Genomic DNA, 23,592 nt, shown 5'->3' on the forward strand with positions numbered 1-23,592 from the left:
GATAACCATAAAGTAATGCAAACCGGGTGAAGTCGTGTCAGTACAACGAGAAACAATATCACGGCTTATCACCTGCTTGTGGTGCGTTTATATCAACCTATTCACACGAGTTGGTTGATATGTAAGAAGGGATAAATATGAACACGTTAAATAAAATAAGAAATGCGATCCCGCTCATTGCCGTTAGCAGTTTATTGGCTGCATGTGGCGGCGGGAGCGATGATCCAAAAGTTGAAAAAGTGCCAGTAACCCCCGCTGTGACGACGGCAGAAGTATCAGGTTCAGTGATAAAAGGCGCGTTGAGTCAAGCCCGCATTTCGGTGACGGCGCTCAATGGCTCTAGCATGATGATGGATGAGAACTCGACAACCAGTCAAACGGGGGAATGGTTTATAGAGCTGGCTGGTAAAGCTGGGTTTGGTATTAATTCTACTATTAAAGTGACCGCCACAACGAGCGAAGGCTCGCAGATGCGCTGCGACGCGAGTCGCTGTGGCTCAGTAGGAATTGGGGAGCAGGTAAGTGGCGATTACATTTCTGGTGTGACTTTGGCTACTCTAAGTCATGTTGCCGTGCCGTTTGGTTCAAATGCCGATGGTAGTGCTGATGCTACCTTACAAATCAACGCCTTGACGACACTAGCAACCATGCTGGTGGAGCAGCAGATTGCCGAGGGGCGTAATGTCTCCACTCCTGAATTAATGGCACTGGCAAAAGCCCAGATGTCTGCGTTATTGCTTCGGGCTCTTGGTTGGCAAACAGGGAACACTAATGTTTTTGAGTTACCTGTGGTTAGCGCTGACCAATTAACGAATTTTGAATTAGGGGAAACTTGCATAACCTCTGACTCTGGTGAGCAAAGTTGCGAGATGACGTATGTTTCCGAGAGTGTGCAAAAGCTTTCCCTATTCAATGCTGCGTTTGCACAGTTTGACGAGCAAGGTTCCTTGCAAGGTATCTTAAGCGACTCTGCTAGTAATCTTAGCGCCGCACTTGGCGGTGATGAAGCTGCACTTGAAGCGCTTCGATTGCCAATCTACAACGCGCTGCAAGCTCACCCATTAACGAAGCAGCTAGGTCTTAGTGCCGATAGTATTATGGACTTAGCACTACCACTATTTGATGAGCCGGTATCCACCGGACCCATGCTGCAAGTCGTGACATCAGGTGCCACTATTACAGCAAGAAATGCGATTAGTGACGCCGAGAGTGCAGACAAGGCATTTGATGGCGATCCGCAAACTAAATGGCTTGACCACAATGATTGGCAGGGGCCACCGACAGAGGAAGCACCATCTTGGATCCAAGTGGATTTTCCCACTCAACAAGCAATTAGTGGTGTTTACATTACCAGTGCTAACGATGCCCCAGAGCGAGATCCAGAAAACTTCTCGTTATTAGCTTCAAACGATGAGGGCGCGAGTTGGGTTAATTTGGGCAATGTGGTTGGGGCGTCGTTTGAAGCGCGCTTTGAACGTCAAGGCTTTGTATTTGGTAATGCGCAAAAATATACCAGCTACCGAATTGCTGTGACAAAAAACAAAAATAACGATGGTTTACTGCAAATTGGAGAAATTCAATTTGTTGGGCCGGTTTATCCGAGCGTTGACCATACGGATACTGAGACGTTTGCGGTCACGGCAGGCAACAGTATCGGTGAGGCAGAAAACCAAGATAAGGCATTTGATAACGACCCAACCACTAAGTGGCTGGATCATAATGGTTGGCAAGGCCCACCTACTGTCGAAGCGCCTTCATGGATCCAAGTAGATTTTAATGAGGCGGTGGCAGTTAATCAGCTTGCGATAACGAGCGCCAATGATGCTCCTGAGCGAGATCCTGAGAACTTTGCTTTATTTGGCTCTAACGATAACGGAGTTACATGGCAGCAGTTGAGTAATTGGGTTGGTGAATCTTTTGAAGCAAGAGGAGAGCGCCAAAGCTTTGCGGTAGCGAATCAATTGCCATATCAAAGCTATCGCCTTGAGATAACCAAGAACAAAAATAATGATGGTTTGATGCAGCTTGCTGAGATTGAATTAATCGGCCCAGAAATCTCTGGATTAGATCATGCACAAGTTCAAGGTGCGAGTTACACGGCGCGTTTTAGTATTAGCGATTCAGAGAGCGCAGCGCAAGCCTTTGATAAAAATGTTGAGACTAAGTGGCTCGATCACAACGATTGGCAGGGGCCTCCCACTGCTGAAGATCCAGCTTGGGTTCAAGTAAGCTTACCACAAGCGCAAGCGGTAAATACTTTATACATTACCAGCGCCAATGATGCGCCGGAGCGTGACCCTGAAAACTTCCAACTTTTGGCATCTCACGATGGGGAAGTATGGCAATTATTAAATACTTGGGTAGGGGAGCCGTTTGAATCGCGTTTTGAACGTCGAGCCTTTGCGTTTGCTAATGGCTTGGCTTACACACATTATCGCTTGTCTATCAGTAAAAATGCGAATAATGATGGGTTAGTGCAAATAGCTGAAATTGAACTCGCTGGACCTCAGTATGCACTTGAAGACTTGTCTGACTTGGCTGGAACAAGCTTTACCACGCGTAATCGTATTGGAGATGCGGAAAGTGAACAAAAAGCGTTTGATAATGATACCGAGACAAAATGGCTAGATCACAATGAATGGCAAGGCCCGCCAACAGAGGGATCACCATCTTGGATCCAAGCTGATTTTACTGCGTCACAGATTGTGAGTGGTTTGGCTATCACCAGTGCCAATGATGCGCCAGAACGCGATCCCGAAAACTTTCAGCTACTGGGATCTAATGATGGTGGTCAGACGTGGACAGAAGTCGCGGTTTGGGTAGGTGAGCGCTGGGATGAACGCTTACAACGAAGAGTGTTTACTTTCTCCAATGCTTTTGCCTATCGCAGTTATCGTCTAAACATTAGCAAAAATGCGAATAACGATGGCTTAGTACAGATCTCAGAAATTGAGCTCCTTGGTCTTAGCAGCGAATAGCCTGAATTAAATAAATCTCAACCAAAAAAAGCCAGAGTGCAATTTGCGCTCTGGCTTTTTATTTTTCTCAGTGAGAGTGACTTAGTATGGTTGATTATGCCAATTTACTTAATTAAGTGGTCTATTTTGAGGCAAGAAAATCTTGTCGATAGCCCCGCTACCGCGTCCTACTATCGCCAAGGTACCTACCTCCGTGTAGGCAAGGCAAAAATTTTGCTATTTGCTCTAAATGAGAAGTTTTTAACGCAGCTAGCGTCAGGTTTAATCCCTCAAATTGAGATCATAATACATCCACAGCTTGTAGCGATTCGCTCTGGTAGCAGCCCAGTAATCGTACAAATTGAGTATGATCTTTTAACTCTTCAAGTGCCACTTGGACTTGTGAGTCTGCAATATTGGCAAGCAAATCTACATAAAAAACTTCTTCCCAAGGGTTACCAGGTACTGGGCGTGACTCTAACTTAACCATATTGATATTATGCTGTTTAAATACCATTAGCGCGTCGGCAAGTGAGCCAACATGCTGTTTGGTGGCCATAATTAAACTGGTTTTAGTTGGGATTTGAGTGGACACTTGAAGTGCTTTTCTTGCGACCACAATAAACCGGCTATGGTTTTCAGTTTGATTTGCAAGACCCGCCTTGACTACCTCAAGACCCATGTTTTTTCCTGCTTGGGCTGAGCCGATAGCTGCACTATTTGGATGCTCAGCCGCATGCTTTAAGGCACTTGAAGTCGAGTCGCATGTTTCATGCTGAATATCGCCAAGGCCTTGAATGAAACGGCTGCACTGGGCAAAAGGTTGCGGGTGCGCATAGATTTTTTCAATAGCTTGTAACTCTGTGTCAGGCAGTGCTAGCAAGCAATGTTCCACGGTATGCGTTACCTCGCCCACAATGGAGACTTGTGCATGCTGTAGTAAATCGAATACTTCGTTTATGCTGCCAGAGCTGGTATTTTCAATGGGTAAAATGCCGAAGTCGGCTTGGCCTTTTTCTACTTGCTCGGTGATTTGATCAAAGCTTTGGCAACCCATTTCCACAAGCTTGCCGGGACGACGGCTAAAATATTTATGGCATGCGAGTTGGCTGTAAGACCCTTGTCCGCCAAGGTAAGCAACGCGATGTGTATCACCTACAGCATCGGGATTTAAATTCTTTTGCAACATGGCTTGTTGGTTTAATACAGAGTCTTCTAAGATGGTTTGGAAAACGCTATTTATGTAAAAAGCATCTAGACCCAGAGATTTACCATAGCGGATTAATTTCTCTAGCAGTGCTTGCTCACGTGCTTCATCACGGATTGGCTTATTGTTGGCTATTTTATATTCAAGCACGCCGTGACTAATGCGGCGTCGTTTTGCCAGTAGTATTAATAACTCTGAATCTATCTCATTGATGTCATGCCTAAGGGCATCTAATGTGTCTTGTGTCATAGGTCCTCACTCCCATTTAGCCAAAAAAAAGCCCCCCGATGTTGGGAGGCTTAGCTATTCTTTTTCACTCGCGAACAGTCAAGCCTCTTCACCTAAAGAAGCTAAAAAAGAAATATGTGTTGCGTGTGATGAAATTCATTTTTTCAAACCTTATTTTGAAATCGAATACATTATTAACATAGAACCAAAACGAAACACAAGTACTAGTTTGAATGTGGTGGAAAAAATTCTTAGGGGCTATCAATAGAGACACTTCATCTGTTTGACTTATATATAGGTTAATCAAACGTAACTTATTGGCGAGTCGAAAAATATTCTGATATATTCAGGCAATACACCACTACAAATAGAAGATAGGCTAACTTGTGGGTAATCGTCGCCCACCATCCAGATATGGTGCGAACTCCTTAAGTGTAAAATTATCGATGCTGATCTCGGCAATATGCCTGATCTCTGGCGTTTTTGCGGCCGCATTGATGCTAAAATCTGAAGAAAAGCAGTTAATCTACGAAGAATATGATGAGCTAAAACGTTTCAGCGCACAGGTTAACAGTCAGTTTTCAAGCTACTTAGAGTTAAAGTCTAGCTTAGCTGAGCAAGCAAATTCTGTTGTCGCCAAGCACCTTCTTTACAGCAGTGAAGACTTCTCTGGCGCGCCCGCGAATATAGAAAAGCGGGGTGATAACCTTGCAAGCACTGCAAGAAATGGCTTATCCGCTGCTCTGTATACTGATGGCAATGATTCACAAGCAATGCAAAAGCTCTTTTCAGAGTCGGAATTACTTTGGAATATACTCGCGCCGCCACTGTTACAAGATTTCTTTAACTTTTATCTTTCTACAAAAGATGGTTTTGTGAGAGTCGCGCCCCCAAATGCACTGCTGGCCAAAGACCCTCGGTTAGTCAATAACCAGCTACATAATTTGCCAATACTACATGCAGATCAAAACCCAACGCGCGAGGCCGTGTGGTCAGGCGCTTATTTTGATCGAGTATGGAACAAATGGGTGATCAGCATTTTGGTTCCACTTTATCTTGATGATACCTACATTGGTCTAACTGGGAGTGATATTGAATTAGAGACGCTACTTGAGAAACTTCCGCGCTCTGATCAACAACAAAATTTTATTGTTTTTGACAAACAGGGGCGCTTATTAGCTGCGCCTGGTTTACTTCAAACGACTGCTATCACTGGCAAACTCCAAGACTACACTGAGCTGCCCGAGGGGTTAAGCAAAATTGTACAAGCAGCACTATTTACCAAGCTACCTAATATTCAAGATGAATTTAAGCACAGGGATAAATGGCATATTATGCACGTTACCCATATTGCCAATTTAGATTGGTACATTGGTATATACAAAAAGCGTGCTTCTGCTATTTCAGCAATAGAAGAACTAAAGGTGAAGTTCTTTGGCTTGTTTATTCTTTACGCGATTTTTGTTGCGCTGTTATTACATCAAGTTTTATATCAATTGGTGCTCAAACGTATCAATGCGCTAGTTAAAGCGGTAAAAGGGTTCGGTCGTGGTCAATGGGATATGCCAACGTTGCCAAGCACTGACGATGAAATTGGTCAGCTTAATGCCTCTTTTAATGATATGAGCGTAGAGATCAGGCAACTTGTCAACGGCCTAAATCAGCGTATTACCGAAAAAGAAATAGCCGAAAAAGCGGCAAACAGGTTATCTAAAGCAGTGGCTTTTTCGGGCACAGGGGTGGTTTTAACTAATGAGCATTTTCAAATTGAGTATGTAAACCCTAAGATGCAAGAAATGACAGGCTATGATGAACTGCATTTTATAGGCTCACCTCTTTTGAGTATTATTTCAAAAGACATGGCAATTTTAATTGATGACATTGATATTGATTTGCGCAGTCGTAACTATTGGCGCGGTGATACTATGCTTGCTGGTAATCGAGAAGCACCTATTTGGGTGAGTTTGAGTGTTTCGCCTATCCGTGAAGAGGGCGGTGCAATTTCAAGCTATGTTGCTTCAGCTCAAGATATCTCGTTTGTTAAAGAAAGCCAGCGCAAGATGGAGGAGCTTGCATATTTTGACACGCTAACGGGGCTTGCAAACCGTACCTTCTTCAGAATGCAGCTGCGCAAATCGATGGCGCTTGCAGAGCGCGGTCATTACGCCTTTGCTTTATTTTACTTTGACTTAGACGAGTTTAAGCGGATCAATGATACCTTAGGCCATGATGCTGGGGATCGCCTACTTCTTGAAGTCGCGACACGATTGAAAAAACGTCTTCGTGCCGAGGACACCATTGCAAGGTTAGGTGGTGATGAATTTGCGGTACTGCTCAGTGGTATTAATGAACGAGAAAAAGCCATGGACGTGGCAAATATTATTCAAAAAACGCTCTCACAGCCAATCAAATTGGGTAATAACGAGGTTATAGTCAGTGCGAGTATTGGCATAACAATGGCTCCTTTTGATAGCCAAGAAGAAGAGCAACTCCTAAAACATGCAGATTTGGCCATGTATCAAGCCAAAGCCAAAGGCCGCAATACCTATCATTTCTATAGCCAAGATCTAGATGCCGCAGCAAATGAGCGATTATATATCGAAAACGAATTACGCACGGCAATAAAAATGAAGCAGTTTACGCTGTATTATCAACCACAGGTAAACAGTGAAACCACTGAAGTGGTGGGCTATGAAGCGTTGATCCGCTGGTTTCACCCAATCGAGGGGGCGATCCCTCCTAGTAAATTTATTCCAATAGCAGAGGCAACAGGGCTGATAGTTGAGCTTGGTGCTTGGGTATTGGAAGAAGCCTGTCACTTTTCTCGTCGACTGAAAACAGCTGGTAAAATTGGCAATGTATCCATTAACTTGTCAGCGCGGCAGTTTAAAGATGCACAGCTTATTAAAACGTTGTCGGATATTATTGAAAAAACAAAGATAGAACCAACGCAGCTGCACCTTGAGTTGACAGAAAGTATGTTAATGGGAGACGTCGAAGCAGCAATTGCTCAGCTCAAGCACATAAAATCATTAGGAGTGTCGTTGTCTATTGATGATTTTGGTACCGGTTACTCTTCGCTTAGCTACATAAAGCGTTTTCCAGTAGATATACTCAAAATAGATCGCTCATTTGTAAAAGATATACCTGAAGATCCTAATGATATGGAAATTACCGCAGCAATTATTGCAATGGCGCAAAAATTAAATTTACAGGTAATTGCTGAAGGAGTGGAAACCGAAGCTCAAATGGCATTCCTGGCGAAAAACAATTGCTATATTGTGCAGGGTTACTACTACAGCCCACCACTTTGTGAAGCCGATATATTTAAGTTCGTTCCTACGATATAGTTTATTGTGATTGTATTGGTCCGCTCACTAACAGCGATTGGTATCCATATTGCTTTGCTTTTTAGTTTGATAAGACTTGTACGCGATACACCGTACAAGTCTTAATCTATGTATTATAACAATTAACCGCCCGCGATTTTTACCTTAAAACCTTGACCCTCTAGAAGCTGTTTAAGCTTGTCTCTATCATCACCTTGGATTTCAATAACTCCTTCTTTGACCGCACCGCCTTGCCCCATTTTAGACTTTAGCGTTTTAGCTATTTTTTTTAGGTCGTGCTGCTCACCATCAATACCCACTACCAACATGACGCCTTTACCTTTTCGGCCTTTTGTTTGCCTTTCAATGCGTACGGCACCATCTTTAAATACTTTTCCTAGTATTTGTTTTTTAGGTTCTTTTGTATCGATACGACCTATATCTGTCGAGTATACGAGTCTAGATTCTGACATCTAATTTGGCCTTATAGCTGTTCTTTTATAAGATGATAACAAAAAGCAGATTAGATGTTTTTATTTTTTGCTAAATGCTTTTTAAGCGTTATATTTAAACTGGTGAGGGGAAACAAATCAAAATAATTTAGGAGCTTAAAGATGAGCTTAAGTAAAAATGCTTCTGCTGATGGTAAAATATTAACAATTCAAATCAGGGGAAAGTTTGACTTTAATCTGGTGCAGTCGTTCCGACAAGCCTATGCGGAAGTCAGCGATCAAACCGAAAAGGTAGTGGTCGATTTGCGTGAAACTGATTACATGGATAGCTCTGCACTGGGTATGCTGCTGAACATGAAGAAAACACTCGGTACTTCCGTTTCTAGTATTCATATAAGTAACTGTCGCCCTCAACTCAAAAAAATCCTTCAAATATCAAGATTTGATAAAAAGTTCGATATTGACTGATCACAGCAAGATTAAACCCTCATGAATATCTTGGTTGTTGATGATCAAATACTGAATTGCAGACTTCTCACGACAATGCTTGAACAGCAATTTTACACTGTTTTTTGTGCTCATAATGGTTCTGAGGCGCTAAAAATACTCGCGCTTCATGATATCGATATTGTCTTGTTGGATGTGTTGATGCCAGTGATGGATGGCTTTGAAACCGCGCCAAAAATAAAACAGCATGCCGGAAATGTGTACTTACCAATCATTTTTATTACCGCATTGGAAGATCAAAGTAGTTTTGAAAAGTGTCTCGCTGTAGGTGGGGATGATTTCATTCACAAACCGTTTGATAAAGTAATTTTGTCGGCGAAAATAAAAGCACATGCGAGAACTCGAAGGCTTAGTCAACAAAGTAACGAACAAAAACGACAGCTTGAGTATCATTACAATCAAATCGAACGAGAGCATGAAATTGTTGAGCATATATTTAGTAATGCTCTAGCCCAGCAGACAACGTATCCTGAGATATGCGAGTATCATTTATCACCAGCCTCTATGTTTAACGGTGATATGTTTTTAATGGCAAAAAGTCCGATGGGAGGATTTTATTGTCTACTAGGCGATTTTACTGGGCATGGACTTGCTGCGGCAGTGGGGGCATTACCCGCTTCAAGGATCTTTTATACCATGGTTCAAAAAGGGATGGCGGTAAGTGATATTGCCGTTGAATTGAATACAGCTCTGAATGAATTATTACCTGGACATATGTTTTGCGCCGCAGCCATCATTGAATTAAGTAGTTCAGGTAAGAGTATTTCTGCTTGGATCGGTGGGTTACCAGATCTTTATCTTATTGACAGAAACGGCAAGTTGATTAAAACAATAGAAAGCCAGCATATGGCATTGGGGATATTGGACACAGAGGAATTTGAGCGAAACTTATTGCACTTTGAAGTAAACCCTGAACAACGTTTGGTCATGGCAACGGATGGTATCATAGAGTCAGAATCTGATAGGGGGGACATGTATGGAGAGAGAAGACTAAAACGTTTGCTAGCAAGCCGACCTGTTATTTCAACCGAGCAAATCATTTCTGAAGTGAGGGAGTTTACAGGAAGTGGGGAGCAGCAAGATGATTTAAGCATTGCAATCATCAACTGTGTGGCGAGTGAATCTGTGGCATCAGTCCCATCTCATTATTCAAGCCTTCCATTCAATATATCACTCTCCTTGGATGCACAGCAGATGAAAACAACCGATCCAGTGCTTGAGTTGGTTGATTTGTTAAGCGAAGTAGGTGGAATTTCAGCACATCGCTCCAATATCTTCTTACTACTATCAGAGGCATATAATAACTCACTTGATCATGGTGTATTGGGTCTTGATTCAGAAATAAAAAATAAAGAAGACGGCTTTTTTGAGTATTACTGTCTCAGAGAGAGCGTTTTAAAAGAGCTGAAAGAAGCTTTGATCATTATTTCTGTACGTTATAGCCCTGAAGAGCTTAAGTTGTATTTTTCTATTTGTGACTCCGGAAATGGTTTTAAAGCGGGCACACGTAATCAAGTGAAGCAGGAGTATAGTCATGGTCGGGGCGTAAGTTTGCTGGGGGAAATTGCACAAAGTGTCAGCTATAATAGCGCTGGGAATGAGTTAGAAATGGTGTATTCACTTACCTCCGAATCTATTTAAAGCAAACTCAGACGCTCTTTTATTATACTCATACCAAAGCTTGAAAACCGCTATAAAACTACTACTTTTGAGTTGGCAATGTGACACCAGCGTGTTAGTCTTGCATTAATTTTAATTTGGATGTTTAGATGGCTAAAGTGTCACGTTATATTTCTTTAAGTGGGTTATCAATCCAACCTGAGCTTTTACAGCAGCAACTAGTCAAAGTAGATACATTCCTTGAGCAAAACACAAGTTCGGCGGTGTGGTCTTATCAAATCCCAGAGCTTGGTGAAGGAGGTAGTTGTAGTTTATTTGGCAACCTACAAGACACGCCTTTTTTATTGCAGGAATATATAGAAAAAGTTGAATCTAATGAGTATGCGTTGAGCAAGTTGCAAACAATAGTGTCGGCTGTGGTTGCGCATAGCGCAGTAGACTGGTTTGGGATCTATCAAGCTAGGGAAACTCAAGAGGGTAAGCAGCTGCTTAAACTGGCTTACCATGGTGCGCCGAGCAGACCATTATTTCCAATAACAGAGGCTTTTGCAGCAACGTCAAATAATATTCAAACGGTACTAAGTGCAAAGGCACGGGTAATTAACGATATACCGGCGTATGCTGCTAGGGGAGGGGAATATTATACGTGCGACCCTAAAGTTAAAGCTGAGGTGTGTTTGCCTTTATTTAATGAGCACGAGCAATGTATTGGTATTATTGATGCTGAAGCATTTACAGAGGCTTTTTTTGATGAGGAAATACTCGCGTTATTAGCCGCTGCATGTATTCGCATCCCACAATATTTACCAAAATAACCAGTCTATTTCTTTATTCAATTGGTAGCGTAGCAGCCCTAAGATAACTAGCACCACTTGATATTTTAGTCTGTAAACTTGCCTCTGCTTAGGTGCGGACAAGTTTACAAAAATGAATAAAATTCTAGATAAATATGGTAACTGGTAACAAATCTGTATGTTACCATCAACGCTATTGGAATCGGATGTCAATCATCCGAATTGGAATTAATTAAAATAAAAGAGATAAGCTATGTTCTCAGAGCTAAAACCACTCCCAACAGATCCTATTTTAGGCCTGATGGCCGCTTATAAGCAGGATAACAACCCACAAAAAATAGATCTTGGTGTCGGCGTTTATAAAGATGAACAGGGAAATACACCTGTTCTCAGAGCGGTTAAAAAGGCGGAAGCGTTTCGTCTAGAAAATGAAACAACGAAAAGCTACATTGGTTTAGCTGGTAATTTAGACTTTTGTCAGAAAATAGAGTCTTTATTACTTGGGGAGCATAGCGCGCTGTTGGCAAACCGTGTACGTACAGCACAGGCACCTGGTGGCACCGGTGCTTTACGTGTCGCAGCTGAGTTTATTAAACGTTGCAATACTAATGCAACTGTGTGGGTGACTACCCCGACTTGGGCAAATCACATTAGCTTATTTGAAGCCGCTGGCTTGACGGTAAAAGAGTACCCTTATTATGACTATGAAAATAAAGGGCTACTATTTGACGAAATGATCAATGCGCTAAAACAAGTGCCCAAAGGTGATGTAGTGCTTCTTCATGCTTGTTGTCATAACCCAAGCGGTATGGACCTGAATCAACAGCAGTGGCAAACCGTGGCAGAACTTGCAAAAGAGCAGGGCTTTACGCCTCTTATTGATATTGCTTATCAGGGCTTTGGCACTAGTTTGGAGGCCGATGCACAAGGGTTAAGAGCGGTTGCTGATCAGGTCGATGAAATGATTATCTGTTCTTCATGCTCGAAAAACTTTGGTCTGTATCGTGAGCGAGTTGGTGCGTGCTCTATTATTGCCAAAGACAGCAATGTCGCTGATGTGTCGAATTCGGTAATGCTAAGCGTGGTACGTAGTATCTATTCAATGCCACCAGCGCATGGTGCAGATATTGTAAATACAATTTTAAGTAGTACTGAGCTGACGCAGATGTGGCATGATGAGTTGGATGAGATGCGTGGTCGCATCAATGGCTTGCGTACATTGATAAAGGAAAGCTTAGCGGCAAAAGGCGTTGACCAAGACTTCTCATTTATTGATCGCCAGCATGGTATGTTCTCATTCCTAGGAATAAACAAAGAGCAAATCGACAGGCTTCGTAATGAGTATGCTATATATATTGTAGGTTCTAGCCGTGTTAACGTCGCTGGTGTAAGCAAAGATAATATCGATTATTTTGCAGATGCTGTAGCAAGTGTAATTAAATAAGCTTTATTACGCGTGATAAAAAAACCGCAATTTGCTGCGGTTTTTTTTGTGTGTAGAATTGCATGAATCGAATTTACTTTACGCAAATTTCACATGGAATAGATGCTACCGGAGACTAAATGTTATCCTTTTAAGCTTGTTTAATTTTAGTTACTTTATCTGAGGGATTTTCAGTCTCAACTTTACTTTTTGCACTGGCTTTTGTTGATACCTTGCCACCTTTTAATACGGAAACAAAGTCATCTTTTTGTTTTGCAATTTCAAGTGCTAGGGATTCGACTTGTTGTTCACTTAGTGGTACGTCTACCTTAGTCAGCATATCTTCTAGTGCCTCTGCGACATCTAACATTTTATCGTAAGCATCAGCCTCTTTTTTAGATGTGAAAGTCATACGCTCGACTCCATTTCTTTCAACAACATATTTGATGATAACTGCCATGGTTATTCCCCTTGTCACTGTTTTTATATACAGTAATCCTAAACTCCATAATACGCAAGTTATTTTGAAAATTTTTCAAGTTCGGATGAGTCTAGTTTGTTTTAATAACCTAAATTAAAACAGGAGGTTATCAATAATTTTTATTTATTGAACAATGAGTAGCTTTGACAAATCATAAAACACTGACTTTAGTTATATGGCCTTATTAATCATCAGTGAGAATGCAGGTGATAAATGAGGGATTGGATCTTTTCACACAAGGAGTGTTATTTATGTTGATAAAAACCATCACACTATCCATTTTACTTGCGCTAGGCCTTGGTCACTCTGTGACCGTTGCTAAACCTCCAGAGCAAGTCATCACAGTGCAATCACAAAACCACAGTGTATTAGACATTAACACAGCTGATGCGGATGCACTGTCAACTTTACCAGGGATTGGTATACATAAAGCTGAAGCTATTATTGAATATCGCGAAAAGCTCGGCCGCTTTAAATCCATACAAGAGCTGCTTGAGGTAAAAGGTATCGGGAATAGAATACTGGCCAAACTGGAGGGCAAGATAAAAGTTTGATAGAACAGGAGTATGCGGGCTAATTTTAGTTGTCCGCATACTAATTTAACTGTTTAGTCTACTTTTTGTGCTGAAGTAAACTCTGTTATTGCTTGTGTCAGTTTGGGTTGTCCAAAATAAATTTCTAGCGGTGTAGTAAGTAATGGGTAGATCAATCCTGCAACGAATAAGACAGGCAATAGGAGCCACCCTTCAAATACTACTAACGATGCAAAAAATGGAGTTAATAGTATTAATTTAGCGATCCGTAATAGCACCTTAGTTTTGGCATCAAGATGACTCAACGCGATACGTAAAATCATCTGTTTTTCACGGAGCTTAAATTCATCAAGTTGTGCTATTTGGCTTAACCTAAAATACATGAATTTGCTATCTCAACTTCTTTTTGTGAAATGGAAGAATAAAAACAAGATAAACACCGCGCTGTAAAATGCGAAAATGATTTCCATCCAACCAGGCATAGACAGTCCTGCAAAAGACCAATCTATATTACCGCAATCACCTGTTGCAGCAAAGAAGCTTGGCAGCCATTCGTGAAGGGGCATAAAAGATGGGAAATTAGGTATAAAGTCACAGGTGAAGGCAAATGGGTCTGTGGTTGTTTGCATCTCTATATGTTCGCGTGCAATCAAGAACCCCCAAATGCTTCCGACTCCCCACGAAGTAAATGCTAGGCTTCGCACGGCAAAATTACGCGGTGCTATCATACCGATTAAACCAGCAGCGAGTAACCCGAGCATCGCAAAACGTTGATAAATACACATGATACAAGGCTCTAACCCCATACCATATTGGAAGTAAAGCGCCACAGCCTCAAAAATAGCTGCTGAGAGCGCAAGCAATCCCCAAGACTGCTTTGAAAGGTGAAAAGATGCAATGCTCATTATGAAGAACCTCTTTTTGTTTTATTATGCTTTATCAGGCCCTATCAGAGCAACCTTCCATCGTGAGTGGGCGCTACCTTTGAGCGTTTTTGCGCTCAATTCTCAATATATCGGGTTGAAAAGAGCCTGCCAAAGGTCAACTAAGCGCTCAGCAGCACTAGTATCTGTTTCACCGCGCTCCTAAGGCATTGATATGTAGTGTAGCGCGCTTAATCATGGTGCCATTTACAATTACAGAATCAATATCGTTGTAAGCGCTTACTGACTTTAAAGGGTCGCTGTTTAAAAGTAGTAAGTTGGCAATTTTATTTACAGCTACACTGCCATATCTATCATCTAAAGAGAAGGCTTTGGCATTGTTTATGGTCGCTGCACTGAGCAAGCTAGCCAAGCCTACGCCAGCTTGGTGCATCATAGTCAATTCTTTATATGTAGATAATCCAGGTTGTGATGTATAGGTTGGTGCTGGCGGTGTATCCGAACCAAGTAGCAATGTGGCATCATTTTTATATAAGTAGTTAAGTGCTAACTGCCCTTGGGAAAAAATGCGTTTCAGCTTAGCGACTTTTTTCTGATTACTCATGCTGCCCCAACCTTGGTTCATTTCTTTAAAAAACCAACGACCAGGTTCACTTTGATACCAAGCAATCACAGGTGAAGGGAGCACAGTTTGATATTCTTCAGTGAAAGAGAATGTCCTGTCAGTTACTTTTGCCAATGAGTCCATTACAGTCAACGTCGGCTGATATGCAATGTCTTTTTCAATGATGCTATCAAGTACCGCTTTTACTGTTGGTGGCAGAACGTTTGTAGCTTGGTTGATATTAGGCGTTAACCAGTTCCAAAGACCATGAGCCATTATGTCAACATTGGCATCTACGGCAAGTTGCTGCATATCAACGGCATTGGCATGAGCCATGGAAGGTAATCCTATTGCCTTGGCAGACTCGGTCAAGCGCCTTGCATCACCTTGATAGATAAGCGGTATATTACTGTTTTCTCCAAAGCCATCTTCAAAGTAAAGTTTGGCACAAGTTGCGCCATCTGACCTCATGCGCTCAAGCGGTTGACTACCTTGATGTGAATGTACCTGTGATGGCGTGAGTTCATGTGTTGGGTCATTATGCTGTGCAATAAAATAAGGTTTATGATGATGTAGCTTAGCGTAGCTTAAGCCTTCGGCGTTATAACCTTGATAAACTGGCATTGCACCGCAAAAAAAAGCATTCGGTGCAGGCACATTAGCCATAAAATCAGCGATGCCACTTGCTGTATTTGACGGATCGATTACTTGCGTCACGCCATAATATAGATAGTTTCTTCCTTGCCTTTGCAAAAACGCCTTTTGCATCTGTTTGGCGTTTGGATCTGAAGCGAGTAACCCAGGCATAGTTTTAAGGTGTACGTGGCTGTCGGTGAGCCCCGGAATAAGGTATTTATCTTTCGCATCAACGACAGTTTTTGCACGCGGTTTTTTACGTGCATTGGATACCTTAATGATTTTGCCATTTTGTATCGCTATCCAATGATTTGAAATGATATTCACTTGGTGCTTATCAACAGGGTTTAAAATGATAGCATTGTCAATTCTAAGGTCGACAGCTGCAAATAACGCATTAGAAAATAGCATGCAGTATGTCGCGGCAAATAATATTTGTTTTTTCATAATAAAAATTTGTTTGTGTTGTAATAGGAGTTACCGAGCATAAATTGGTTTACAGTTGTTGAACTAATTTTCATATAAATAAACTCTTAAATTTTTCTAAATTTAATTAAAACTATAATAATCAATAATATAAGGTGTTTTTGAGTTGAAAGATTTGTTACTAGGTAATTGGTTAGTTATGCCTAAGTTGAATCAAATTATTGAGTATCCCAACGGGCAAGAGTACACAGTAACGCCAAAAATGATGCAGCTGTTACTTGTTTTGATCGAGGCGGATGCACAGCCGCTTAGCATTGACGAGATCATTGAATTGGTATGGAAACCAAAAGTAGTGTCTGACAGCTCAGTTTACCAAGCCGTAGCACAGTTAAGAAAAATCCTAAACTCAGACCCACAACATAAAGAGTATATAGAGAGAATATCAGGTCATGGTTATAGGATAGCTCCGAATGTACTCGTCACTCAAAATAGTATAAACACTTCGGTAAAAAGCAGTCGTTGGATCTGGTTTGCAAGTGTCGGCTTTACGTTAGCGCTACTGCTTGCGATTTTGACATCTATCTTTAACGAAAGTACTCGCAATAGCGCAGAGGATGACCCCTACTTTGATGAGGTTACGCTTGCAAAGCACTTATCTAAAAGCACTAATATTGCAGAATTAGAGCAAGCAAAAAGCCTTTATCAACAGGTGCTGTCTAAGCAAGGAGAAAATATAGACGCGCTAAGTGGGTTATGTAATGCCTATATGGGGCTTAGCTTATTTGGTGAAATATCAGAATATGAGTTATTGGCGCTATGCCGTCCTTTACTGGAAAAAGCACGCGGATTGGAAGAGAAAAATATTGAAGTTATCACCTCCTTGGCTCGATTCGCTGTAATAGAAAATAACGATATACAAGCACAGAAATATTTTACTCGTGGTTTTGAAATATCAATAGACAATCCGAGGTTATGGCATTGGTATGGACGATTTCTTCGCAAGAGCAATGACATAGAAGGTGCCGTAGTAGCACACCAAAAAGCGTATCGATTAGCGCCAAATGATGCCGTTATCGTTCGCGGTTTAGCCTACGCCTATCTAAACTTTAGAGACATGAGCTTAGCGAGGAAATATTTTGAACGCAGTGTTGCCATCGCACCCCACACCAAGAATAACCCACTTTACCAGTTAGACTTCTATCCTTTGAGTCAAAAGCGGGCGCTCCAGTACCTACAGTGGTATCGTGAAAATCATGTTGATCACAATAAGCTCTACCCCGCACAACAGCTAAGCCATATATTGATGTTGCTCAGCTTAGGACGTACACAAGAGGCTAATACGTTGTATCAGCAAGCCACACAGTTCACGACCACTTCAGCATCCTTCAGACTATATGTTGAAGCAGGGCTGGCTTGGCAACAAGGTAATGCAGAAAAAGCCGAAACGCTTTTAAAGCAACGTTATACGCTAGGCTCAAACGCTAAGCACTACGTGATGCCCTATGTGATGGCACTAATTGCGAACCGCAAATCTGAATTAGCAAAGGAGCTTTTTGAGCGTCATTTTAGTGAAGTTAGCTCTTTGCTGGCACCTATTTCAGAGCATACTGGGCAGTACCTCATCTATGCCTTAATGCTAAAGCTCACGGAACAACAAAATAAGTATGAGAGAGTAAACACATTAATTTCGAATCACCTCGCCCAAGATAAGGTGCTTGACACCTCCTTGCTAGCGCTGTGGTTTACTATTAATAACGAAGAGCTCCGTGCTAAACAAGCACTCACTGATTTACTCAATGATGGTTGGCTTCCAGATTATAACGATAGCTTCTTTGCAATTGAGCTCTATTTTTCTTGCTTTGCTGATCATGAGTTTAAACGTCAATGGCAACGACGTCTCAAGCGTATACAAGCCCAGCTGGAGGAGCGGGTAGAATAACCTACATCGAGCAAAGTTATGGATGAACTTAAATCGTGGCTATCCGTTGAGGTACGAGACGTCTTACCTATATCTCAAAAAAGGCAATAAATACAGCGAGCCTTGTGCCGCTACTTCCGGAGGTTATCTTTGCTATGTAGCATCAATTTCTGGCTTGGGTGATTTGTTGCTTGTTAGTTGAGCTTCATCTGGTACAATCAGTGGATTAACGAGCACAACCTGCCAATATAGGCATTGATGTAATAATAAAGTGGTGTGAGATGAGAATTTTCAAAGCCAAGAGCCCAGCTGGATTTGCTGAAGAATATATTGTTGAGTCAATTTGGAACGGCGAATTCCCTCCGGGATCAATCCTACCTGCTGAGCGTGAGCTTTCTGAACTCATTGGTGTAACCAGAACAACACTACGCGAAGTATTGCAAAGGCTGGCACGCGATGGTTGGTTGACTATCCAGCATGGTAAGCCAACTCGAGTCAATAACTTTTGGGAAACGTCAGGGCTAAATATTCTCGAGACACTAGCGCGTCTTGATGAAGATAAAATGCCTGAACTAACCGATCAGTTGCTGTCTGCTAGAACCAATATCAGCGCCATCTATACTCGTGCTGCTATCAAGTTTAACCCTCAACGTGTTATTGATATCTTATCCAAACATGCAGAATTAGCGGACACCGCCGAAGCATTTGCCGATTATGACTATCAGGTGCACCATGAACTGGCAGGCGCAGGTCAGAACAAAATTTATGTACTTATCTTAAATGGATTCAAAGGGTTGTATTCTAAGATTGGTTGTCATTATTTCTCTGATTCAAGAACGCGAGATCTCGCTAGACAGTTTTACGCAGACCTTACCACGTTGGCAGAAAACCAAGAACATGATGGTGCAATCTCTCTGATGCGTAAATATGGTCATCAGTCTGGCGAAATTTGGCAGCAGATCCGTGGTGATATGCCTGAAAATATCATGGACTAAATTAGTCACAGAATTATACATTAAAGGCTTCATAGTGAAGCCTTTTTTGATCTCAGGTGTTGGTTTGCAAGATATTTGCTACTTTTTCCGGCAATCGAATTTATAGATTGATGCTATCGGTTAATTCGATTGTTATTTCTGTTCCTACGCCAATACACTAGTCAAAGTTTTTGGTAGTAAAAAAGCACAAGGCACTTTAGTGAACGCTAAATGCAAAGGTTGTTTTTTTATAAGCATGCCACAATATTAAGTACCAGATGTTTTGAACTCGATAGAGAGACAAAACAAGATTGGAAATAAACCTAACTATTGGAGATAAAAATGGGTGTATTAGTAGGCCGCAAGGCACCAGACTTTACAGCAGCAGCAGTACTAGGTAACGGTGAGATCGTAGATAGCTACAACCTGCACGAGCGTATTAAAGGTAAAAAAGCGGTTGTTTTCTTTTACCCACTAGACTTCACTTTTGTTTGTCCTTCAGAGCTAATCGCATTTGACAAGCGTTACGAAGAGTTCCAAAAGCGTGGTGTTGAAGTTATCGGTGTTTCTATCGACTCTCAATTCTCACACAACGCATGGCGTAACACTCCAGTAAACGAAGGTGGTATTGGTCCAGTTAAATACGATCTAGTTGCTGACGTTAAACACGAAATCTGTCAAGCATACGACGTTGAGCACCCAGAGGCTGGTGTTGCTTTCCGTGGTTCTTTCCTAATTGACGCTGAAGGTAACGTACGTCACCAAGTAGTGAATGATCTACCACTTGGCCGTAACATCGACGAAATGCTGCGCATGGTTGATGCACTTGCATTCCACGAAGAGCACGGCGAAGTATGTCCAGCTGGTTGGACTGAAGGTAAAGCAGGTATGGACGCAAGCCCTGAAGGTGTTGCAAAGTTCCTATCTGAGAACGAAGGCGCACTATAATTTAGTGTCTGCTATGTAATACCAATTTGACTTAATACTTGCTCAATTTGAAGGAGTAAATCTGACGCTAACAGCGTTAGAAATTTCTCATTTAGAACAACTAAATAGCAAAATTTTTGTCTAGTTATCGACAAGATTTTCTCGCCTCAAAATAGACCACTTAATTAAGCAAGTTGGTATAATATCTATAAGATATTAAAAAGAAACCCGCTAGTTAGCGGGTTTTTTTAATTGCTTTCGATTTCTCGGCGGCTTTCTCAGGGTAATACGTTGACTATTCGGCAGCCCTGCCTCTTTAGCAAGTGCCATGCTAGTTAAAATTAATGTACTGACCGAGCGACTTTATTAGTTGAATGCTTAGGTACGCTGCAAATAAGCTTATCACTGGAGTTGCTAGTAAACTCAAAAATGTAAGTTCATTAATCATTACGCTTTTCCTTTTCGTCTTTCTTGTTAGTATTTTCAGCTTGAAATGCTGCTTGCAATGATTGTTTGGTTTCGATTCTCAGCTCTTCGATGTTGGCCTTTATTGATTCACTGATCGCTTGTGATATTTTGCTTTTCACATCCTGTAGGATGGAGTCGTCTATTTCTGTAGCAGTAGTTGTCATGCTAGCTGTTAGTAGTAACGTAGTCATGGTTAGTTTCGCTAAAGTAGTCATAATAAGTTTCCTTGTAATTTGTTAGTCGCAATAACTATTACAAAGGTTGTGCCAACGTGAATTTATTTTTTAAAGCTTTGATTTTTAAATCAATTTAGTTTTCTATGAAGAAGTTAACGTAAGACGTTGGTGAATTTGACGAAGGTGACATAACAAAAATAACGAAGTTTTAGTCAAATATATAAAGAGGAGGTTGAGCTCGTAATGAGGCCGAATTAACGGCCAAAACTTGGATCGTCTGGTAGGTCGACAAGGATCAATACAGCACCTTTACCACCGTACTCTAACGGTGCTTGGTGTATCGCTAAGACATCAGGGTGTTGTACAAGGTATTGCGGCACTTTATGTTTGAGTATTCGCTCGCCAATGCCGTGAACAATGCAGGCACAAGCAATATGCTGTTTTTTACAAGCATGAATTAACGCAGCAAGCTCTTGTTTGACGGTCTCTTTGTTCAAACCGTGTAAATCTAATATCAGCTCTGGTGCATAATCACCACGCCTAAGCTGTTTAGCGAGATAGCGGTCAGCGCCAGCCTTAACATAATTAATAGTTCCCGAAGTATCGATATCAGGAATATACTCGTCCGAAAAGTAAAACTCTGACTGTTGCTGCTTCACTTGTTGTTTCAGCTCTACACTCTGAATTTTTTTCGTTTGTTTGAGCTGCACCTGATCTTGCTTAAGAGGTTTTACACCATTCAAGGACTCGCGAAACATCGCGAAATCATCATTTAGGTCAGCATTAGTGTTAGATTCTTTGTTCATGGTGACATTTTAAATAAAAAAAGCATAAAAACCTAGCTTAAAAACCGCTACAATGTCGCCATATAGTTTGATCTTAGAGAATCTTCATGACGGAAATGTCACAACCACTAATCACCGACGAAATGGCAAATGAAGCGTTTCAAGACCTCCATACCATCCAAGACTGGGTACGATGGACTGCAACTCAGTTTGTCAGCAATGAGGTCTTTTTTGGTCACGGAACAGATAACCCGTGGGATGAAGCGGTAAGTTTGGTGCTGCCTGTGCTCCATATGCCTATTGATGCACCTAAAGAAATTATGCACGCCCGTGTGACGCAAAGTGAAAAATCTCACTTGATAGGCTACATTAAAGCACGTATTGAACAGCGTATTCCCGTGGCTTATTTGACCAATCAAGCTTGGTTTGCTGGTATGCCGTTTTATGTTGATGAGCGCGTATTAGTACCACGCTCTCCATTTGCAGAATTAATTGCAAAACATTTTTCTCCTTGGGTGGCATCGCCTAACAAAATAAACCGTATTTTAGATATGTGTACGGGCTCTGGTTGTATTGCGATTGCACTTGCCAAAGCATTTGAGCGTGCACAAGTAGATGCAGTAGACATCTCTTTTGAAGCTTTAGAAGTGGCTGATCACAATATCAATCAGCATATGATGCACGACAGAGTGTTTGCCATCCAGTCTGATGTATTCAGTGGTGTACCGGGCCAAAAATATGACTTAATCGTAGCAAACCCACCTTACGTTGATGCTGAAGACATGTCTGACTTGCCTGAAGAGTTTCATCATGAGCCAGAGCTTGGTTTGGCGTCAGGAGAGGATGGCCTTGACGTAACCCGTACTTTGTTAGCAGAAGCTGCGGATCATCTAAATGATGACGGTTTGTTATTTGTCGAAGTCGGCAATTCTATGGTACATATGGAACAGCAATTCCCTGAAGCACCTTTCACTTGGTTAGAGTTTGACCACGGTGGTCTGGGGGTCTTTGTGGTATCCAAACAGCAATTGTTGGAATACTTTAAAAACTGATAGGGAGCCAATGCTCTCTATCGTCTATTTTGGAATGAGGAAAAACGATGGCAGGCAATAGCATTGGCCAATTATTTAAGGTGTCGACCTTTGGTGAAAGCCATGGCGCTGCGCTTGGTGGCGTGGTGGATGGTGTACCACCTGGGCTTGAGATAACTGAAGCTGACTTACAAATTGATTTGGATAGACGTAAACCGGGTCAAAGCCGATACACAACACAGCGACGCGAAGGTGATGAGATAAAAATCCTTTCGGGTGTATTCGAAGGTAAGACGACCGGAACTAGTATTGGACTGTTAATTGAAAATACCGATCAACGTTCCAAAGATTATTCTAACATCAAAGATTTATTTCGTCCGGGCCATGGCGACTACACCTATTGGCACAAATATGGCCACAGAGATTACCGTGGTGGTGGACGTTCGTCTGCCCGTGAAACAGCGATCCGAGTTGCGGCTGGTGCGATAGCGAAAAAATATCTAAAACAAGCTCATGGCATTGAGATCAATGCTTGTCTTTCCCAATTAGGCCCTATTAAAGCTCAAACGTATGATTGGTCAGTTGTGGAAAACAACCCCTTTTTCTTTCCTGATGAGTCTAAGCTTGAAGCGTTAGATGAATATATGCGTACGCTAAAAAAAGAAGGTGATTCAGTTGGCGCGAAAGTTAAAGTTGTGGCGAAAAACGTGCCGGTAGGTCTAGGTGAACCTGTTTTTGACCGCCTGGATGCCGAAATTGCGCACTCCCTAATGAGCATTAATGCGGTAAAAGGTGTAGAAATTGGTGACGGCTTTGATGTGGTTGAACAAAAAGGTTCTGAGCATAGAGATGAGCTGACGCCGCAGGGCTTCACCTCAAACCATGCAGGTGGCGTATTAGCAGGTATTTCAACAGGGCAGGACATTATCGCGTCAATTGCGCTAAAACCTACCTCAAGTATCTCAGTCCCAGGGCAGAGCATTGATACCCAAAATCAACCGCAAGAGGTAGTTACCAAAGGCCGCCACGATCCATGTGTGGGCATTCGTGCCATCCCTATAGCGGAAGCGATGTTAGCCATAACACTTATGGATCATCTATTACGTCACCGCGGTCAAAACCAAGACGTCAATTTGCCGCACAAGCCCATTTCAAGCCATCTCTGATTTTATTCGGCGTCCTGGGGTTATTTGACTTCAGGTTGTTCTGGCACAGTGTTTGCTCTTCTTGAA

General features: G+C 41.9%; 20 protein-coding genes. 12 read left to right on the plus strand and 8 right to left on the minus strand.

Translation table 11 applies throughout. The features are described 5' to 3' along the window. Positions 1-137 precede the first annotated feature (137 nt). The gene (locus F9Y84_RS06755) at positions 138-2,978 is read left to right on the plus strand and encodes a discoidin domain-containing protein (RefSeq protein WP_147388858.1); all 2,841 of its coding nucleotides are present in this window, start codon (positions 138-140) and stop codon (positions 2,976-2,978) included. Between the two features lie 280 nt (positions 2,979-3,258). Here the strand turns inward: F9Y84_RS06755 and pheA are convergent, their stop codons facing one another. Continuing rightward, positions 3,259-4,413: a prephenate dehydratase gene (gene pheA, locus F9Y84_RS06760; protein ID WP_125254099.1), complete on the minus strand. Its 1,155-nt coding sequence runs from the start codon at positions 4,411-4,413 to the stop codon at positions 3,259-3,261. 365 nt (positions 4,414-4,778) lie between these two features. On the opposite strand from pheA, the gene F9Y84_RS06765 reads away from it, so the two are divergent. Next, a complete protein-coding gene (locus F9Y84_RS06765) occupies positions 4,779-7,742 on the plus strand; it encodes an EAL domain-containing protein (RefSeq protein WP_147388859.1) in 2,964 nt (987 codons plus the stop codon). Between the two features lie 122 nt (positions 7,743-7,864). Here the strand turns inward: F9Y84_RS06765 and F9Y84_RS06770 are convergent, their stop codons facing one another. Next, complete coding sequence (locus tag F9Y84_RS06770) at positions 7,865-8,194, minus strand: SUI1 family translation initiation factor (protein ID WP_128731260.1); 330 nt, start codon at positions 8,192-8,194, stop codon at positions 7,865-7,867. A gap of 141 nt (positions 8,195-8,335) precedes the next feature. Between F9Y84_RS06770 and F9Y84_RS06775 the strand changes: the two genes are divergently transcribed. The 4 genes from F9Y84_RS06775 to F9Y84_RS06790 all read left to right on the plus strand — a co-directional run bounded on the left by F9Y84_RS06775 (position 8,336) and on the right by F9Y84_RS06790 (position 12,538). Next, the gene (locus F9Y84_RS06775) at positions 8,336-8,641 is read left to right on the plus strand and encodes an STAS domain-containing protein (protein ID WP_147388860.1); all 306 of its coding nucleotides are present in this window, start codon (positions 8,336-8,338) and stop codon (positions 8,639-8,641) included. Between the two features lie 21 nt (positions 8,642-8,662). Beyond that, positions 8,663-10,321, plus strand: coding sequence for a fused response regulator/phosphatase (locus tag F9Y84_RS06780; RefSeq protein ID WP_147388861.1), 1,659 nt, complete (start codon positions 8,663-8,665; stop codon positions 10,319-10,321). A gap of 128 nt (positions 10,322-10,449) precedes the next feature. Further along, complete coding sequence (locus F9Y84_RS06785; protein WP_147388862.1) at positions 10,450-11,115, plus strand: GAF domain-containing protein; 666 nt, start codon at positions 10,450-10,452, stop codon at positions 11,113-11,115. Between the two features lie 232 nt (positions 11,116-11,347). Further along, entirely contained in the window at positions 11,348-12,538 is a 1,191-nt protein-coding gene (locus F9Y84_RS06790) for an amino acid aminotransferase (RefSeq protein ID WP_128731256.1), read from the plus strand. Positions 12,539-12,668: 130 nt separating this feature from the next. Here the strand turns inward: F9Y84_RS06790 and F9Y84_RS06795 are convergent, their stop codons facing one another. Beyond that, positions 12,669-12,977, minus strand: a complete 309-nt coding sequence (locus F9Y84_RS06795) for a YebG family protein (RefSeq protein WP_125253516.1) — start codon at positions 12,975-12,977, stop codon at positions 12,669-12,671. Positions 12,978-13,249: 272 nt separating this feature from the next. On the opposite strand from F9Y84_RS06795, the gene F9Y84_RS06800 reads away from it, so the two are divergent. Next, complete coding sequence (locus tag F9Y84_RS06800) at positions 13,250-13,552, plus strand: ComEA family DNA-binding protein (RefSeq protein ID WP_128731985.1); 303 nt, start codon at positions 13,250-13,252, stop codon at positions 13,550-13,552. A 53-nt stretch (positions 13,553-13,605) separates the two neighbouring features. Here the strand turns inward: F9Y84_RS06800 and F9Y84_RS06805 are convergent, their stop codons facing one another. From F9Y84_RS06805 to F9Y84_RS06815, 3 genes are all read right to left on the minus strand, one after another. Continuing rightward, on the minus strand, positions 13,606-13,914 hold the full coding sequence (locus F9Y84_RS06805; RefSeq protein WP_125253518.1) for a hypothetical protein: 309 nt from the start codon (positions 13,912-13,914) through the stop codon (positions 13,606-13,608). A gap of 12 nt (positions 13,915-13,926) precedes the next feature. Continuing rightward, a complete protein-coding gene (gene dsbB, locus F9Y84_RS06810; protein ID WP_128731984.1) occupies positions 13,927-14,436 on the minus strand; it encodes a disulfide bond formation protein DsbB in 510 nt (169 codons plus the stop codon). 169 nt (positions 14,437-14,605) lie between these two features. Then, positions 14,606-16,102 (minus strand): amidohydrolase family protein, encoded by a 1,497-nt coding sequence (locus F9Y84_RS06815; RefSeq protein WP_147388863.1) that lies wholly within the window; start codon positions 16,100-16,102, stop codon positions 14,606-14,608. A gap of 145 nt (positions 16,103-16,247) precedes the next feature. Here F9Y84_RS06815 and F9Y84_RS06820 point away from each other — a divergent pair, with 145 nt between their 5' ends. The 3 genes from F9Y84_RS06820 (at position 16,248) to F9Y84_RS06830 (ending at position 19,921) form a co-directional block, all read left to right on the plus strand. Then, a complete protein-coding gene (locus F9Y84_RS06820) occupies positions 16,248-18,020 on the plus strand; it encodes a winged helix-turn-helix domain-containing protein (RefSeq protein ID WP_147388864.1) in 1,773 nt (590 codons plus the stop codon). 260 nt (positions 18,021-18,280) lie between these two features. Beyond that, positions 18,281-18,994, plus strand: a complete 714-nt coding sequence (gene fadR / locus F9Y84_RS06825) for a fatty acid metabolism transcriptional regulator FadR (RefSeq protein WP_125253522.1) — start codon at positions 18,281-18,283, stop codon at positions 18,992-18,994. 321 nt (positions 18,995-19,315) lie between these two features. Further along, on the plus strand, positions 19,316-19,921 hold the full coding sequence (locus tag F9Y84_RS06830) for a peroxiredoxin C (protein WP_099641288.1): 606 nt from the start codon (positions 19,316-19,318) through the stop codon (positions 19,919-19,921). A gap of 419 nt (positions 19,922-20,340) precedes the next feature. Here F9Y84_RS06830 and F9Y84_RS06835 read toward each other — a convergent pair whose 3' ends face one another. Together F9Y84_RS06835 and smrB are read right to left on the minus strand one after the other, a co-directional pair. Then, positions 20,341-20,583: a hypothetical protein gene (locus F9Y84_RS06835; RefSeq protein WP_147391149.1), complete on the minus strand. Its 243-nt coding sequence runs from the start codon at positions 20,581-20,583 to the stop codon at positions 20,341-20,343. 215 nt (positions 20,584-20,798) lie between these two features. After that, positions 20,799-21,350: an endonuclease SmrB gene (smrB, locus tag F9Y84_RS06840; RefSeq protein ID WP_125253524.1), complete on the minus strand. Its 552-nt coding sequence runs from the start codon at positions 21,348-21,350 to the stop codon at positions 20,799-20,801. Positions 21,351-21,445: 95 nt separating this feature from the next. Between smrB and prmB the strand changes: the two genes are divergently transcribed. Together prmB and aroC are read left to right on the plus strand one after the other, a co-directional pair. Beyond that, a complete protein-coding gene (gene prmB, locus F9Y84_RS06845) occupies positions 21,446-22,381 on the plus strand; it encodes a 50S ribosomal protein L3 N(5)-glutamine methyltransferase (protein ID WP_147391151.1) in 936 nt (311 codons plus the stop codon). Positions 22,382-22,428: 47 nt separating this feature from the next. After that, a complete protein-coding gene (gene aroC / locus F9Y84_RS06850) occupies positions 22,429-23,526 on the plus strand; it encodes a chorismate synthase (RefSeq protein ID WP_147391148.1) in 1,098 nt (365 codons plus the stop codon). Positions 23,527-23,592: the final 66 nt, after the last annotated feature.

It is taken from the genome of Pseudoalteromonas peptidolytica, from assembly GCF_012641745.1.
GTDB lineage: Bacteria > Pseudomonadota > Gammaproteobacteria > Enterobacterales > Alteromonadaceae > Pseudoalteromonas > Pseudoalteromonas peptidolytica.

What these genes read in the sequence shown, in the direction of transcription:
- pheA (WP_125254099.1), bottom strand. Translation starts at nt 4,413, where the DNA reads ATGACACAAGACACATTAGATGCCCTTAGGCATGACATCAATGAGATA.
- F9Y84_RS06770 (WP_128731260.1), bottom strand. Translation starts at nt 8,194, where the DNA reads ATGTCAGAATCTAGACTCGTATACTCGACAGATATAGGTCGTATCGAT.
- F9Y84_RS06755 (WP_147388858.1), top strand. Translation starts at nt 138, where the DNA reads ATGAACACGTTAAATAAAATAAGAAATGCGATCCCGCTCATTGCCGTT.
- F9Y84_RS06790 (WP_128731256.1), top strand. Translation starts at nt 11,348, where the DNA reads ATGTTCTCAGAGCTAAAACCACTCCCAACAGATCCTATTTTAGGCCTG.
- aroC (WP_147391148.1), top strand. Translation starts at nt 22,429, where the DNA reads ATGGCAGGCAATAGCATTGGCCAATTATTTAAGGTGTCGACCTTTGGT.
- F9Y84_RS06805 (WP_125253518.1), bottom strand. Translation starts at nt 13,914, where the DNA reads ATGTATTTTAGGTTAAGCCAAATAGCACAACTTGATGAATTTAAGCTC.
- prmB (WP_147391151.1), top strand. Translation starts at nt 21,446, where the DNA reads ATGTCACAACCACTAATCACCGACGAAATGGCAAATGAAGCGTTTCAA.
- F9Y84_RS06815 (WP_147388863.1), bottom strand. Translation starts at nt 16,102, where the DNA reads ATGAAAAAACAAATATTATTTGCCGCGACATACTGCATGCTATTTTCT.
- F9Y84_RS06775 (WP_147388860.1), top strand. Translation starts at nt 8,336, where the DNA reads ATGAGCTTAAGTAAAAATGCTTCTGCTGATGGTAAAATATTAACAATT.
- F9Y84_RS06835 (WP_147391149.1), bottom strand. Translation starts at nt 20,583, where the DNA reads ATGACTACTTTAGCGAAACTAACCATGACTACGTTACTACTAACAGCT.
- smrB (WP_125253524.1), bottom strand. Translation starts at nt 21,350, where the DNA reads ATGAACAAAGAATCTAACACTAATGCTGACCTAAATGATGATTTCGCG.
- dsbB (WP_128731984.1), bottom strand. Translation starts at nt 14,436, where the DNA reads ATGAGCATTGCATCTTTTCACCTTTCAAAGCAGTCTTGGGGATTGCTT.
- F9Y84_RS06800 (WP_128731985.1), top strand. Translation starts at nt 13,250, where the DNA reads ATGTTGATAAAAACCATCACACTATCCATTTTACTTGCGCTAGGCCTT.
- F9Y84_RS06785 (WP_147388862.1), top strand. Translation starts at nt 10,450, where the DNA reads ATGGCTAAAGTGTCACGTTATATTTCTTTAAGTGGGTTATCAATCCAA.
- F9Y84_RS06780 (WP_147388861.1), top strand. Translation starts at nt 8,663, where the DNA reads ATGAATATCTTGGTTGTTGATGATCAAATACTGAATTGCAGACTTCTC.
- F9Y84_RS06830 (WP_099641288.1), top strand. Translation starts at nt 19,316, where the DNA reads ATGGGTGTATTAGTAGGCCGCAAGGCACCAGACTTTACAGCAGCAGCA.
- fadR (WP_125253522.1), top strand. Translation starts at nt 18,281, where the DNA reads ATGAGAATTTTCAAAGCCAAGAGCCCAGCTGGATTTGCTGAAGAATAT.
- F9Y84_RS06795 (WP_125253516.1), bottom strand. Translation starts at nt 12,977, where the DNA reads ATGGCAGTTATCATCAAATATGTTGTTGAAAGAAATGGAGTCGAGCGT.